The sequence below is a fragment of the Nesterenkonia ebinurensis genome, assembly GCF_008711175.1.
Lineage (GTDB): Bacteria > Actinomycetota > Actinomycetes > Actinomycetales > Micrococcaceae > Nesterenkonia > Nesterenkonia ebinurensis.
Genome location: NZ_VWNF01000001.1, coordinates 43,732 through 57,679, shown reverse-complemented (window position 1 = coordinate 57,679; position 13,948 = coordinate 43,732). Strand labels below are relative to the sequence as shown.

General features: G+C 57.5%; 11 protein-coding genes and 1 pseudogene. 8 read left to right on the top strand and 4 right to left on the bottom strand.

The genetic code is table 11. From position 1 onward, the window contains the following. Positions 1 to 49: 49 nt before the first annotated feature. The 6 genes and pseudogenes from F0311_RS00300 (at position 50) to ndk (ending at position 5,879) form a co-directional block, all read left to right on the top strand. Entirely contained in the window at positions 50 to 1,207 is a 1,158-nt protein-coding gene (locus F0311_RS00300) for an FAD-dependent oxidoreductase (RefSeq protein WP_150459974.1), read from the top strand. Then, positions 1,204 to 1,731, top strand: a pseudogene (locus F0311_RS18865) (FAD/NAD(P)-binding protein); the annotation flags it as partial. The gene F0311_RS00300 and the pseudogene F0311_RS18865, both read left to right, overlap by 4 nt. Positions 1,732 to 2,202: 471 nt before the next feature. Continuing rightward, positions 2,203 to 3,186, top strand: coding sequence for an FAD/NAD(P)-binding protein (locus F0311_RS18260; RefSeq protein ID WP_223881042.1), 984 nt, complete (start codon positions 2,203 to 2,205; stop codon positions 3,184 to 3,186). A gap of 48 nt (positions 3,187 to 3,234) precedes the next feature. Then, the gene (locus F0311_RS00290) at positions 3,235 to 4,590 is read left to right on the top strand and encodes a sodium/glutamate symporter (protein ID WP_150459972.1); all 1,356 of its coding nucleotides are present in this window, start codon (positions 3,235 to 3,237) and stop codon (positions 4,588 to 4,590) included. 38 nt (positions 4,591 to 4,628) lie between these two features. Further along, positions 4,629 to 5,381, top strand: coding sequence for a hypothetical protein (locus F0311_RS00285; protein WP_150459971.1), 753 nt, complete (start codon positions 4,629 to 4,631; stop codon positions 5,379 to 5,381). An 84-nt stretch (positions 5,382 to 5,465) separates the two neighbouring features. Beyond that, complete coding sequence (ndk, locus tag F0311_RS00280; protein WP_150459970.1) at positions 5,466 to 5,879, top strand: nucleoside-diphosphate kinase; 414 nt, start codon at positions 5,466 to 5,468, stop codon at positions 5,877 to 5,879. Positions 5,880 to 5,899: 20 nt separating this feature from the next. Here the strand turns inward: ndk and F0311_RS00275 are convergent, their stop codons facing one another. Together F0311_RS00275 and F0311_RS00270 are read right to left on the bottom strand one after the other, a co-directional pair. Then, positions 5,900 to 6,946 carry an ABC transporter ATP-binding protein gene (locus F0311_RS00275; protein ID WP_191089659.1) on the bottom strand — a complete coding sequence of 349 codons (1,047 nt, stop codon included), beginning with the start codon at positions 6,944 to 6,946 and terminating at the stop codon, positions 5,900 to 5,902. 10 nt (positions 6,947 to 6,956) lie between these two features. After that, positions 6,957 to 7,895 (bottom strand): ABC transporter permease, encoded by a 939-nt coding sequence (locus tag F0311_RS00270; protein WP_223881029.1) that lies wholly within the window; start codon positions 7,893 to 7,895, stop codon positions 6,957 to 6,959. Positions 7,896 to 8,083: 188 nt separating this feature from the next. On the opposite strand from F0311_RS00270, the gene F0311_RS00265 reads away from it, so the two are divergent. Together F0311_RS00265 and F0311_RS00260 are read left to right on the top strand one after the other, a co-directional pair. Next, positions 8,084 to 8,893 carry a methyltransferase domain-containing protein gene (locus F0311_RS00265; RefSeq protein WP_150459969.1) on the top strand — a complete coding sequence of 270 codons (810 nt, stop codon included), beginning with the start codon at positions 8,084 to 8,086 and terminating at the stop codon, positions 8,891 to 8,893. Positions 8,894 to 9,074: 181 nt separating this feature from the next. Further along, a complete protein-coding gene (locus tag F0311_RS00260) occupies positions 9,075 to 11,486 on the top strand; it encodes a glycosyltransferase (protein WP_150459968.1) in 2,412 nt (803 codons plus the stop codon). A 55-nt stretch (positions 11,487 to 11,541) separates the two neighbouring features. Here the strand turns inward: F0311_RS00260 and F0311_RS00255 are convergent, their stop codons facing one another. Both F0311_RS00255 and F0311_RS00250 read right to left on the bottom strand, forming a co-directional pair. Next, positions 11,542 to 12,576: a polysaccharide pyruvyl transferase family protein gene (locus F0311_RS00255; protein ID WP_150459967.1), complete on the bottom strand. Its 1,035-nt coding sequence runs from the start codon at positions 12,574 to 12,576 to the stop codon at positions 11,542 to 11,544. Between the two features lie 128 nt (positions 12,577 to 12,704). Beyond that, positions 12,705 to 13,790, bottom strand: a complete 1,086-nt coding sequence (locus F0311_RS00250) for a hypothetical protein (protein WP_150459966.1) — start codon at positions 13,788 to 13,790, stop codon at positions 12,705 to 12,707. Between the last annotated feature and the right edge of the window lie 158 nt (positions 13,791 to 13,948).

Here is a 13,948-nt window from a genome sequence, read left to right as displayed (position 1 = left end):
GTTTTTAGTGTTGGACTGACTATTACTTCTAGGTCTAGCGTCTACTCACATGACGTATTCAAAGTATGTGGTCGTCGGAGCAGGCTTGGCTGGCTCTGCGACAGCATGGCAGCTCGCAGCACGCGGGCAAGAAGTGATGCTCCTTGAACAACAGGAAAGGCCTGCCGGAGGGCGAGGCAGTTCTCACGGGTCTTCTCGGATTTTTCGCTATCCCTATCCCTCGCGCATGTATGTGCAGCTCGTTAAGCGTGCGTCCTTCTTATGGAGAGAACTGGAAGCGGATAGCGGTGAGAACCTACTGACCAAGACCGGAGGACTTGATTACGGGAACGTCCGGAACCCTCATCATCTGGCGCAGATTCTGGAGGAAGAAGGGATCTCCCATGAGCTGGTCTCGAAATCTGAGGCAATGAGCCGGTGGCCGCAATTTGTGTTTGATACTGACGTGCTGTGGCAACCAGAGGCCGCAGCCATCGATGCGGAATCTGCGGTGAAATCGATGGTCGATCTCGCTGTGAAATATGGTGCAGGCTTCCGCACCGGTTGGAAAGTTCAACAGATCAGTCGTACAGCAACCGGGTTTCTCGTGCAAAACCGTGCAGGTGAAGTAATCGAAGCTGAGCGGCTCGTTGTAGCAGCTGGAGGCTGGCTTCCCGAGATTTTGGACAACCCCACACTGCCCCGGCATTTCGTGCAGTCCCTGCCTCAAGTTCAGGTGCGGCAGGGCCAGATCTATCACTTTCCATACGCAGCAGGCATGAAGGAGTGGCCCTCATTCGTACACAAGAATGAGGCGATCCAAACTTACGGTCTGCAGGGAGGCCGTGATGCGGACTTCCGAGGCCTCAAAGTTGCGGAGTTCAATGTAGGCAAAGTCTTTCCCTCCGCCAGCCATCAGGATGGGCTCATCGATCCAGAGGACCGTCAGCGCATCGTGGACTATGTCGTGAAACATTTACCGGGAGTCGCGCCAGAGCCGTACGCGGAGACTACCTGCATCTTTACGAACACTCAGAACGAGGACTTCATCCTCGAGCGCTTCCAGAATCTCACCATTGCTTCGCCATGTTCTGGTCATGGAGCAAAGTTCGCACCGTTGATCGGCGACTTAGTGGCAACTCTGTCAACGGCACCTGATGAAGACAGCGGCAGAGCTGCTGTACCCGAAGCGTTCCTGGCCAGTCGGACTGGAGCTGCAGCATTATGAGCTCTGATGCTGGAGATGCGTTTGTGGTCACTGTCGTAGGGGCAGGTCCCCGAGGCACATCTTTCGCAGAGCGTCTATTAGCTCATCTTGAGCAGGATTATTCAGGAAACTGTGAGGCGGAGAACCTGAAACTCCGAATAGTAGATCCCACACCGCATGGATCCGGGAGGGTATGGAATCCGGATCAACCCCGGTTTTTTCTTATGAACACCCCTGCGAGTTACCCAACCGTTGCGCCCACAGGCTCAACGGCGCAGGAATTGCCTCCATCGAGCGTGTCATTGAGCTTTCGAGAATGGCGATCTCAGTTCTGTGGGATTACTGGCGCAGACGATTATCCGCCGCGCCAAGATTATGGCCGTTACCTCCAGTGGATACTCGACCGGACCATTGAGAAGCTTGAGGTGCTTGGGGTGTCGGTTGAACAGATTCATGAGCATGTCGTCTCGATTTATCCTCAGGGAGATCAATACGGTTTGCGGCTCTCCTCAGGAGCGCATCTTGTGACAAACAGTGTTGTGCTTGCCCTCGGGCATATTCCGGCTGCTTTAGACCAAGCGAAGCAAGAGTTGTGTGACGCCGCTCGGCACTCTGACCTCAGGTACATACCACCGAGTCTGCCGGGAGACATAGACTATTCGGTCTTCCCTGCCGGGGAGAGGGTGTTAGTACGCGGGATGGGCCTTAACTTCTTCGACTTGATGATCCAGCTAACCGCCGGTCGAGGTGGGTCATTCTGCGAAGTATCCGGAGCGACTCCGGGGCAAAGACTTCGATATTTGCCGTCGGGTCAAGAACCGATACTGATTGTAGGATCGCGCCGAGGCGTTCCTTATCGTTCGAAGCCAATATCTCCCAGGAGTGAGGGTACGTACAGCCAGCTGAGATTTCTCACTAGCCGTAGCATTCTCGCCGCCGTCACCTCGGACAAGTCAGCAGATTTTCGCAGATGTCTGTGGCCACTGATTCTCCGTGATGCCTTGAATACTTACTGCATGACTCTCTGCCGCGAACGACCCGAATTATTTGGCGTACTGGGAGCGTCGCACCAAGCGGCGGAGTTCACAAGAGAGGTAGCAGAGCTTCTTCTGGACGCTTCGTTGGACGAACAAGCTCTTGGTAACGGGGTCGCTTACCTCCTCAACACGTTCGTGCCTCTGGTGCAGTGCTCAGGACTGACGGAATTAGCTTCCCCCGTCGGTGAGCGGACTTTCTCAACAGAAAAGGAATACCAAACATATGTCCTGCAGTACCTGCAGGAGGATGCGGCCTCAGCCGAGGAGGGCTACAGCAATCCTCAGCTGGCAACTGTGAAGATACTGCAGGAGGCCCGACTCACGTTGCGAAAGGACATGGCACGAGGCCAAATCCCACCGACGCTCCTCAATGACAAGTCATTCCAAGAATTTGACGCGTTAGTCAGCGGACTCGCGGGGGGTCCTCCTCCCCAGCGGATTGAGGAGTTAGCGGCCGTGGCACGCTGTGGACTGATCGAGTTTCTAGGCCCCAATCCCAGATATTCAGTTCAAGATCAAGGCGAGGGGCGAGTCACATATGTGGCCTATTCGCCACGTGTTCCTGTTACCTACCAAGGATGTTCCATGGTCGAAGCGATGGTACCGATCAATAAAGTCTCGATCTCTCAATCCTCACTTGTTCAGAGCCTCTTGCAAACTGGGTTAGCTCGCAGTACCAGAGAGGAAGAGTCGCATGCCTTGGAAGGTCGGGATGGATTCGACGTGACCAAAAAGCCTAGGCGACTGATAGGGGCAGATGGTCAGACCCGACAAGGACTCTATGTACTTGGTCTTCAGCTCACCGCAGTGCAGCTGACAACCGCGATTGCCGCTGAGGCTGGTGGATCGACGTTCGCCTCCGCCGAAACCCTTGGAGAGGCTGACGCTGCAGCGCAAGAGGTTATCGAGTTGGGTAAAGAAGTGAGAGCTGGAGGTAAATTAACAAGACTCGCAGAAGTCTGATTGTAAATAACTAAAGTCTGAGAATTATTTGTACAGGAAGGTAGTAACATGACGGCGTGGGACGTATTCAATGATATTGCTTGGATCTCTATACTTCTTTTAGTAGCTTCTTTTTTGAGAGCTAAGGTGAAACCTATACAGGCACTCTTTCTTCCTGCTAGCCTCATGGCAGGGCTCATGGGACTAGCCCTCGGTCCCAATGCCCTGGGGGTGATTCCTTTCTCAGAAACACTGAGTCAATATGCTGGAATACTGATTGTTGTGGTGTTCGCCGCACTTCCTTTCACCTCAAAGGTTGCTTCCCTCAGAAGCGTCATAAAGTCTGTGGGAACTACGTGGTCAGCTTCTCAGTCCATCATCCTGTTTCAATATGGTCTTGGACTGCTGTTCACACTAGGTGTGCTGTCAGTCGTCTTCGCAGATATTCCAGATGGTTTCGGGCTCATGCTCGCTGCTGGTTTTATGGGCGGACATGGCACGGCCGCCGGGATTGCGGAAGTATACGGCGACTACTGGGAAGATGCTGCAAGCATCGGTATGACGGCGGCCACTGTAGGGATTCTTGTGGCCATTACTGGCGGAATCCTCATCATCAAGTGGGAGTCAATGCGCGGGAATACCACGTACTTGGCGGACTTCAAGGCGGTTCCTCATGACGTGCGTTCAGGTCTCGTTGCGGAGAAGGACCGCAAACCTGTAGGCGTCAGTCCTGTCAACACTATGTCCATCGACCCCCTCATGTACCACGCTGGATTGGTCTTTGGTGTTGCGGGCCTCGCCTACCTTGTTGCCGAATGGTTGGACGGCTTTGGGGACGGATACAGTGTGCCCGTTTTCCCGCTTGGCTTCCTTGTGGGTTGGGCAGTTTTGTTTGTGCTCCTGAAATTCAAGGCAATAAAATACTTTGACAGTCGGCTTTTTGAGAGAACCTCCAGCTCAACCACTGACCTTCTAGTTGCCTTCGGAATTGCCTCCATTGATCCAGCGATTGTTGTAGCGTATGCGCAGCCGTTGGCCATGTTGCTTGTCTTCGGCCTAGCGGTAATTCTTTCGTTCTACTTCTTCATCGCCAAGAGACTCTTCCAAGACCACCCCGTGGAGCAGTCGCTCTTCCTCTGGGGATGGAACACGGGGACGGTGCCGATGGGTATTGCTCTGTTGCGCATTGTTGACCCAGAGATGAGGTCGAAGACACTGGACTATTACGGGATCGCTTACATGGTGTTGAGTCCTGCGGAGGTCCTGCTGATCACCCTTTTGCCTCTGCTAGTGATGGGTGGCATGGCATGGCCGGCAGCTCTTGTACTCGTTGCTACAGCGATTGTCATCGTTGTGGTTGCTCGTTTCACGCTCAGCCGGAAAACGCCAGCCCCAGCAGAAGTTCCAGCCTCTGCTGGCAGTTGATCTTGATACATGAAGTACCTAAAGGAGGAAAGTCAGTTATGCATACAGCAGGGCTTATGCGGACAAGAGAGTTCGGGTTCAAGGCGCGAGGAGAGGACTCAGAATTCGCTGATTTGCTCCCTCACTTCGACTCCCGCGATCGTATCGGCATTGTGGCGGTAGAGCCGGGAGACGCACTAAGTGCCTCGGCACTCCTACTTGCTGCTATTGGTGCCTTCTATGAGGAATTGAAGGACACAGAAGAGGATTTCTATCTCTATCCAGAGTTTTATGTCTTTCACGTGGGTGGTATGCAAGGGTTCCACAGCAAACTCGATATATGGCCGCAGAGCAAAGAGGTAGTTGTTCCCCGTGACCCGCAGGCTCTCTTGGCCGCGATCAATGATCGAGGCATCACTCGGTTGATCCTGCCTCGCCGACCAAGAAGCTCAGGGACTCTAATGCTGCACGCAGTTCAACGGGCTGAGCGGACTTTACGGTCCATTCTGGTGACAACGAGCTCCCTAGAGGAAGCGGAGTGGGCCGTGGAGCCTTCTGCGGCCGCGGCTGAGATGATCATGCGCTGTGCGCAGGTTTCAGAGCCCTTGTTGGGTCAGCCTGTGGCAGAACAATGGGTAACCGAGCCCGAATCTGCACAGTACTACTCATCTGTGGAGTTTAAGGAGGCTCTCGAGATCCTATGCAGTCTTGGGGCAACTGATAAGTTCTTTGGCTTCACCGATACCTATAGAAATGCTACGGGAATAAGTGAGACCACTCTGGAGCGTGACACATATGAGGTTGGTGTCTAGCGGGCAAATGAGAGGTGCGTAGCCTGCTGCACGGTCAAGTAAGCTGAGTGCAGTTTCATTGCTGAGAAGTGAGGAGAAGGACTTATGAGCGAGCGCACCCTGGTGCTGATCAAGCCCGACGGCGTGGAACGTGGACTCACCGGTGAGATCCTGTGCCGGATCGAGGCCAAGGGCTACACCATCGCTGAGCTGAAGAAGCTCTCAGCTGCCCCTGAGCAGCTGGCCGCCCACTATGCCGAGCATGAGGGCAAGCCCTTCTATCAGCCGCTGGTGGACTTCATGCTCTCCGGGCCCATTGTGGCCGCCATCGTGGAGGGTCAGGAGGTGATCAAGGGTTTCCGCTCCTTGGCCGGGCAGACCGATCCCACCACGGCCGCCCCGGGCACCATCCGCGGTGATCTCGGCCGGGACTGGGGGGAGAAGGTCCAGAAGAACCTGGTCCACGGCTCAGACTCAGTAGAATCCGCTGAGCGGGAAATTTCTATCTGGTTCTCCTGAGCACTGCGCAAAACTGCAGTTCAGCCGGCTTTGGTGGGGCGGGTGCCTTCTTGGAATTCGATCTGGACCGGAGCGAGTTTGAGCAGGGTGCGATCGTAGACGATCTGTGCTGAGCGCATCCGCCCATTGGACTTATGGTCGGTGTACTCCTCGTACTGGGAGCACACCCATTCGGGGTCCCCGTCGGCGAGCATGCGGCCCTGTTCAATCCAGATCGCCCGGGTGCACATCTGCTTGATGGTGCCCAGGGAGTGACTGACCAGGAACACGCAGCCGGCCTGGGCCCGGACTTCGTCCAGACGCTTCTTGGTCCGGCTGCGGAACTGGGCATCCCCTGTGTTCAGCGCCTCATCAATGAGCAGGATGTCGGGATCCACAGCGGTGGCGATGGCGAACTGCAGGCGGGACTGCATACCCGAGGAGTAGGCCTTCAGCGGCATGTCCAGGGCGTCGTGGAGCCCGGAGATCTCCACGATCATGTCGAATCGCTCCGCTGCCTGTTTGGGGGAGAGTCCCATGGCCAGGCAGCCCAGCCGGATGTTCTCCCGGCCTGAGATCTGCCGCACCAGGGCGGCGTTGACGCCCAGCATGATCGGGGTGGAGGTGGCATAGACCTCCCCGGTGCTGGGCCGGATCTTGCCAGTAAGCAGCTTCATCAGAGTGGACTTGCCGGAACCGTTGGTGCCGATGACGCCTACGGTCTCGCCGCGGTTGACCACAAAGCTGAGTCTCTCCAGGGCGGGGATCTCTGCCCAGCCCGAGCCGAGCACTTTCTGCACTTGCCGGCTGACCCGTTTGGTGTTCTTCTTGTGCTCGGTGCTGGAACGGATGCGGTAGATCTTGGAGGCATTGTCCACCACTACGGAGATCTGTGCGGGGTCTAGGGTCACCACCTGGGGGGCGTTCTGGGTCAGGGGGGCGTCGTCCCAGGCGATCTCTTCGATCTCGTCGAAGCCGAAGCCGTCGTCGAAGGTCTCCGGGTCCAGGTCCAGACCTTCGCTGGTCTGCGGGCTGCTGGTCAGCCAGTTGGCCCGCCGCGGGGTGTAGCTGGAAGTCGGGGTGCTCATAGTGATCGGCTCAGCGCTCCCGTCCGTAGGTCTCTTCCCCGCGCCAGAAGATGACCATGCCGATCGTCAGGGCTCCGACTGCCCAGCCGCCCAGCACCAGCCAGCGGAAGGGGTCGCCCAGCCCGTCGTAGAGCCAAGCGTCGCGGATGATGTCCAGTACGCAGAAGGCCGGGTTGAAGTGCATCACCGTGATGATCCAATCGTGCCCTCGGTCAGCAAAGCGGTCCACGCTGAAGATCACCGCCGAGGCGTAGAACCACAGCCGCACACCGATGGCGATGATGTGCTTCATATCGTTGAAATGTGCCACGATGCGGGCCAGGATCAGACCCAGGCCGGTCATCACCAGCAGGGCAAGGAAGATGGCGGGAAAGAACATCAGCCATTTCCAGTCCAGGGTGATGTCTGCCCGCTCCATATCGCCTACCTGGTAGTCGCCGATGAAGTACACCAGCAGAGCCATCACCACAAAGGTGGGTACGGTGGCGAAGAGCTCCCGGACAGTGGCGGAGATGGGAAGGCAGGCCCGTGGAAAGTTGAAGGACTGCACCACGTTCTGGTTGCCGGCGATCGAATTGGAGCCGCTGGTGACCGCCCCCTGGATGAACCGGAAGGTCAGCACCCCGATGATCAGGTAGCCGATGAAGTTCACCACATCGCGGTGGGTCTCAAGGATGTAGCCGAAGATGAAGAAGTAGACCGCGGCCTGCAGCAGCGGGTTGATGACCATCCAGACCCGGCCCATGGAGTCCAGGTTGTTCTGCGAGGAGGTGCGGGCGTGGGCGTCGTACTGCAGGAAGTGCCGGAACCGCCAAATATCACGCAGATACTGGAAGAAGCCGGGCCGGGCGCCGACCCGCACCAGCTCGCTTCCGTCCATCTGCACAATGCGCTGTGGCCCCAGCTCAAAGCGCGGCGTATGCCGCTGTTCAGCAGCCGGTGCTGCCATAGACGTTCCTCCCGAATGAGAATGCGTGCCCTTGCTCCATCCGCACGGCAAAGCGCGCCCCAGTCTATCAGCGGGCTTCCCCGGAAGTGAGGAACAGTGGCGCGTGCGGCAGGTGAGTCAGGGCTCGTTCATTGCGTTAAGTGTCATCGACCTGGGCCCAGCAGCGCTGTTCTCTCTAGACTCACTCCATGCCCATCTCCTCAAGCGGGGATTCCGCGGACACCATATGGAACCCGACCCGCTACCTTGCCTTTGCCTCAGAGCGCACTCGCCCGTTCATCGACCTGCTCAGCCGGGTCAACCATCCCAATGCGCGCAGCATTGTCGACTATGGCTGCGGACCCGGCAACGGGATGCCTGTGCTGCGGCACCATTGGCCGGCAGCGCATATCACCGGGGTCGACTCCAGCCAGGAAATGCTGGAGAGCGCCCGTGTATCAACCCACGACGACGCCAAGATCACCTATCAGCGGGCGGACATCCGGACTTTCATCCCGTCTGAACCGGTAGACCTGGCGGTATCCAACGCCGCACTGCAGTGGTTGCCCGATCACCGTGAGCTGTTGCCGGTGATCCAGCGGAATATCGCCCCCGGCGGAGTGCTTGCGGTGCAGGTTCCCGGGAATTACGCTGCCCCCAGCCATCGGCTGCTCTACGAACTGGCCGGCCGCAGCCCCTACGCGGAACATATTGATCCAGGCACCTTGCTGAACCCGACCGCGCCGGTCATCGACTATATGCTCGATGTCAGCGGCCAAGATTGGACGGTCGAGGCCTGGGAGACCACCTACCAGCATGTTCTGCAGGGCGAGGACCCGGTCTTCGAATGGATCTCCGCGGCGGCGGCCCGCCCGGTGCTGAGCGCGCTCCCGCCCGCAGAGTTGGAGCAGTTCACCGCCGAGTACAAGGCCGCGCTCCGGGCCGCCTATCCGCAGACCCGCATCGGCACCATCCTGCCCTTCCGCAGAATCTTCTTCATCGCCCGGCGGACCGGCTGAGTAGACCAGGGAGATCTCCGGTGTTGGCTCAGCCTTCTGGCTGCTCGCAGCGCCAGTGCACTCAGCAACAGATCGTTCTGCAGTAGCGAGTCGCTCTTCGCCCGCCCTCTGAACACAGCCTCGGGCCGGTGAATGTGCAACACGCCGCCAGTACGGTCAGTCCCTGATACTCTCATCTACGATGAGATTCAAGGCACGCAGCACCCGTGAGCTGTCAAAGCCGCAGGTGTCGCCTGCGGTGTCGATCGTGATCCCCGTCCACAACGATGAGGACTGGGTGGGCAGAGCGCTTGAGAGCTGCCTCGCCCAGACGCTGGCCGATATCGAGATTATCTGTGTCGACGATGCTTCGACTGATGGCACTGTCGATGTGGTGGACAGCTTCCGGACTCGGGACTCAAGGATCCGACTCATTCGCCATGAGACCAATCAGTCGGCTTTCCAGGCGCGTCGGGTTGGTGTCATGGAGGCCAGAGCTCCGTATATCTTGTTCCTTGACGGTGATGATGAGCTGGCTGAGGACGCTGCCCGCCGCACGCTCCGCAGGGCGCGTGCCCAGCAGGCAGATCTCGTCGGTTTTGGTGTCCAGTTCGTGGTAGGCGATGGTCCCGTCCCTCGAAGGTTCGAAAAGGCCCTCCAGCCGAAGTATTCCCATCTCATTGGCGAAGAGATCCTGCCCAAACTTTTTCCAGCCAATGAAGTGGCCCAGGGCCACTTGTGGCGATATCTCTGGAGCCGAGAACTGTTGCGCGCTGCATATGAAGCCGTCCCTGAGGATCTCCAGCTGTATCGTGCAAATGACATCCCAATCACTATGTTGGGCGTCGCCCATGCACGCAAATACGTGTCTATGCCGGATCGCCTCTACCGGTACTATTTCCGTCTTGGGGTCAGTGGTCGTCGAGCACCAAATCTGGATTCCTTCGCGTTTTACCTCAGAGGACTGGACTCTATTGAGGCAATCCGCAAACCGATCCACGAACATGTCAGTTCACTTCCGGATCCGAGCAGCGTCCTGGCATCCTATGAATCTGCCAGATTGTCTTCCATCCAGGTAATCCTCCGATACGCAGTAGAAGTCGAGGACGAAGGGGATCAGCAGCAATGTCTTGAGCTGCTCGCGCAGAAGGTGGGTGCTACCGATGTCATCCGCGCTGCGGCATTGTTCTACCCGCAGGCACTGCCATTCCTGAGTCAGCACCGGGAAGTCTTTCTGGCCGCTCCCCGGGAGAATCCGCAAACAATTCTGTTGTACACGGGGAATCTTCGAAGCGGCGGCGTTCAAGGAGTGCTGATTTCCCAGGCAAAAGAGCTGCAAAAGGTTGGATACCGCGTAGTTGTCGCGGTGAGGACCCTGGAGGGAATCGTCTACGAGCTGCCCAAAGGTGTGGATCTGGTGGCGATCCAAGGACCCTCGATTGCAGACAAGCTCGGAGCGTTCCTTGAGATCTGCGAGAAGTATGAGGTCGATAGGGTCATCGACCACCACATTCTCTATAACGAGGAGTGGCCATACTTCGCACTGTTGGCGGGCAGCGTCGGCATCAGCTCGATCGCGTGGCTTCACAACTTCTGCCTCCGCCCGATGTTTGACTTCAGCCTTCGGACGTCGTTCCTGACTGACCATCTTCCGGTGTTTGAGACAGTCGTCACCTTGTCTGCTACCGATGTCGCGTTCTGGAAGTCTCAGGGCATCGAGCAGGCGGTGTACTTGCCGAACCCGGCATCCCCTTGGCTGCTTGAGGGATCGCTGCGGACTAAACCGAGAATTCTAGACTCTGCGCCGATTCGGCTGGTCTGGTGGGGTCGCATCCAGCAACACACTAAACGAGTACGGGAGCTCATTTACGTCGCTGCTGCCTTGCGTCGACTGAATGTCGATTTCCAGCTGACTATCGTTGGCCCAGACTCCGAGGACCTGACCTTGGAGCAACTGGTCCGGGAGGCAGCTCAGCATGGAGTTGATGATGCACTCAGAGTGACTGGGCCCCTCTTGGGTGAAGAACTTATGTCCGAACTCGAGCAGTCAGACCTCTATGTGTGCACCAGCGCCATTGAAGGGTACCCTCTGACCTTGGTCGAGGCACAGGCGCTCGGAATGCCTGTGGTGATGTATGAACTTCCGTGGCTGGCCGTTGCCGAGGACAATGAAGGGCTGATCGCCGTGGCCCAGCGAGACAGCCGTGCCCTGGCGAAGGAGATCGCCAACCTCGTCCGTGATCGGGATACATACCGGAAGCGTTCCGAGGCTTCGTTAGTTGCGGCAGAAAAAGCGCTGTCCTATGACTTCGCTGCTCTCTACGCTGATCTGCTTACTGGTCACCTGTCATCAGAGTTTCGCCCTGAACCCACCCCTGAAATGTCTGATCTGATCATCAATCGGGCCATCGCTTTCCACGAACAAAACGTCGGTAGAATAAATCGGTCCCGGAGGAGTCGAAACCTTACGAGCTCGGTCGCGGTTGCCAAGGGAGCAGCGAAGAAGCTCATCCGGTCAAACGGACGTAGACTCAAAGCGGTAGCCCAGGATCCTCGTCGAGGTGTCCTTGCCGCGCGTCGGATGACTCACCAGGTCGTTGGGCGCAATAAGTAGTGCTGCGCTCCGCACCTATTAGTTTGGGGCGCGGAGCGCAGCACTACTGAGATTGTTATTTGACGAACTCTAGAAGCGTACGGGACTGCTTCTGAAGTGAAAGGAGAGTCGCTTCGTCCTGCTCCGTCCATTCTGCTTCCTCAGCCATTTCAATGAGCTTTTTAAAATCACTAACAGTGGCAGTGCTCAGGTCGATGGCGCGTTCGGGGTGACCAATTTGGTCGTAGAACCGCTTTGTCTTCTCGCGAACATATAGCGAGAAGCAGGGGATGCGCTGGGAATGCGCCACGATGGCAAGGTGGAGGTGAGAAGTAAACATCGCCTTCAGGCCTGCCAGTCGGGGCAGGAAACGCTGCAGATGCTCGTAGTTCAAGAGCTCGCAGTCTTCGGTTCCGGGACCGTGAATCTGAGAATTTCTCGCAGTGTTGCCCACGAGTGCGACGTTCGCGCTGTTGCTCGCAGCGTAGGACCTCACAGTTTCCCGGATGTTGTCTGCTTCTGGATTGTTGAGAACATCTCTGAAGCTCCAGATATCAAACTGCAGACCGATCTTATCCTGCAGGACAGGCTCGAACTCCAGGTAATCCGAGGTCAGAAGAGCAAGGTCGGCGCCTTGAACAACCTTGCTGGTATTGACTCCCAGGCTGCGTAGGTGCTTGTAGGACTCGTCATCCCTGACGCCAATCTTGTCAGCCATCATGGTGACGATCAGCGTCATGAACTTTGATGACTCAAGAATCCACGGCCCAGCTCCGACGCTGGTGACGAACGTCTTCTTCTCCGCCAGTTTTCCGTTGAGAGCGGAACGAGCGATGGGTTCCAAGAAGGACATCCCCGGGTTTGGGCCGGAGGTGTCAGACAAGATCCCGCCTCCGCCGACGACGACAGTGTCCGCTTGTTCGATCAGTCTCCCGTAACGATCGGCGTGATCGATTCCGAGCCACTTTGCGTTCTCTTTGCCGAGCAGGGGAATTGAGACATCGTGTCCGGACCGCTGAAGGTGTTTTGCGATGATCCCGCCGACCAGGTCATCACCGAAGTTATGCTTACGGTACGGTCCGACGATCACGGCTCGCTTCTTATAGCTCACGCCTAAATTTCCTCATTCCAATCGAAGTGAGACAGATGCTTAGGTATCTAGATATCTGCTCAATGTGCTGTTTTCCGTAAATATACAGGCTCTCCGAGTTGATGGCGCTATCGGCTGCCCACCCTCTCTCATAGCCTGGAACTTGCCACCATGTGCTGGATTAAGGACTTGGCGACTGGACGGTGGCGCCCCATCCATGGGTAGTAGTGAAGCGTGAAGTCCGCCCGGGAGTCGACGTCGAGAATCAAGGCGCCCTCTGCGGTGTCTACCCCCTGGACCAGTAGGTCAACGCTCGCGACCGTGCAGCCTGGAAGAGACCACACAGCGTCTATCGCCAGGTTTTGCAGACCTTCGTCAAGCAGCTCAGTGACGTCTACTGTGACGCCTCCCGCGCGCGCAGAGGGGTGATGGCCCAGCAGGTAAGGATGACCAGGCTCGGAGAGACCGTCAAGGGGGAGTCCGGTGGCTCGTGCGTGGCCGAGAGCGTCATAGGAGTATGCGCTGAGTTGAGGGTGAGCTTCACGGTGCTGGACGGCGTCGTCGATGAGTTGGCGCAGCGTGCGGTACCCGTCCCCGACACAGAACAGTGGCACACGAGCAGCCGCGGCCACCACCCCTTCGCCGATGACGAAAATCCGGAGGTCGAAGCCCGGGTGCTGTCGCTCTACGACCACCGACGGATCGGCTCGATCGGCTCGGTCTCCTTCTGTCACAGCGGAGTCCCAGGCCGCTAAGAATCCATCATTGCACCTGACATCGCGTGTGATCCCGGCGCCGGCCACAGAATAGGCCGGCTTGACGACCGCGGCGGCCCCCAACGCGGTGAACCAGGCCAGTGCCGATTCCTTCGCATGGGGAAAGAAGGCTCGTCCCTCTGGAATGGGCAACTCCGCTCGGTCCATAAGCTCCCGTACCGTTGGGATGGAGTAGGCCGCGCCGGCAGCTTGATCGCTGACCAGACTGGTCAGATGATCACTGAATCCCCCAAGCACATGCGCACCGTTGTTGATGATGTGGAAATTGGGAGGTACCCGCTTGAGCCCCAGTTTTCTCCGGCGGACAGCACCTACGAGCAGCCTGGTCGCAGAGTATGCCTCGCCTCCATAAGCCTCCGGTGAAGCCTGGCCATGTTCGGCCAGGAACCGCAGCAGAGGCCGCTGGGGCTCTCCGGAGGATGTCAATATCTGTGGGGTGGACCGAGCTGCCACAGTCATCTTCCCCTCACCGGGAGATTGCGGCCGTTGCCTGAGGACGGATGCTCGCCGAGATCGAGTTTTTTAGGCATGAATGACTTTCGACGTTGGTCTAGGGAATGGCGTCAGTATTGGGGCTGGATCGTCATAGTACTTTGCAGTACTGAGCCTGATCGACT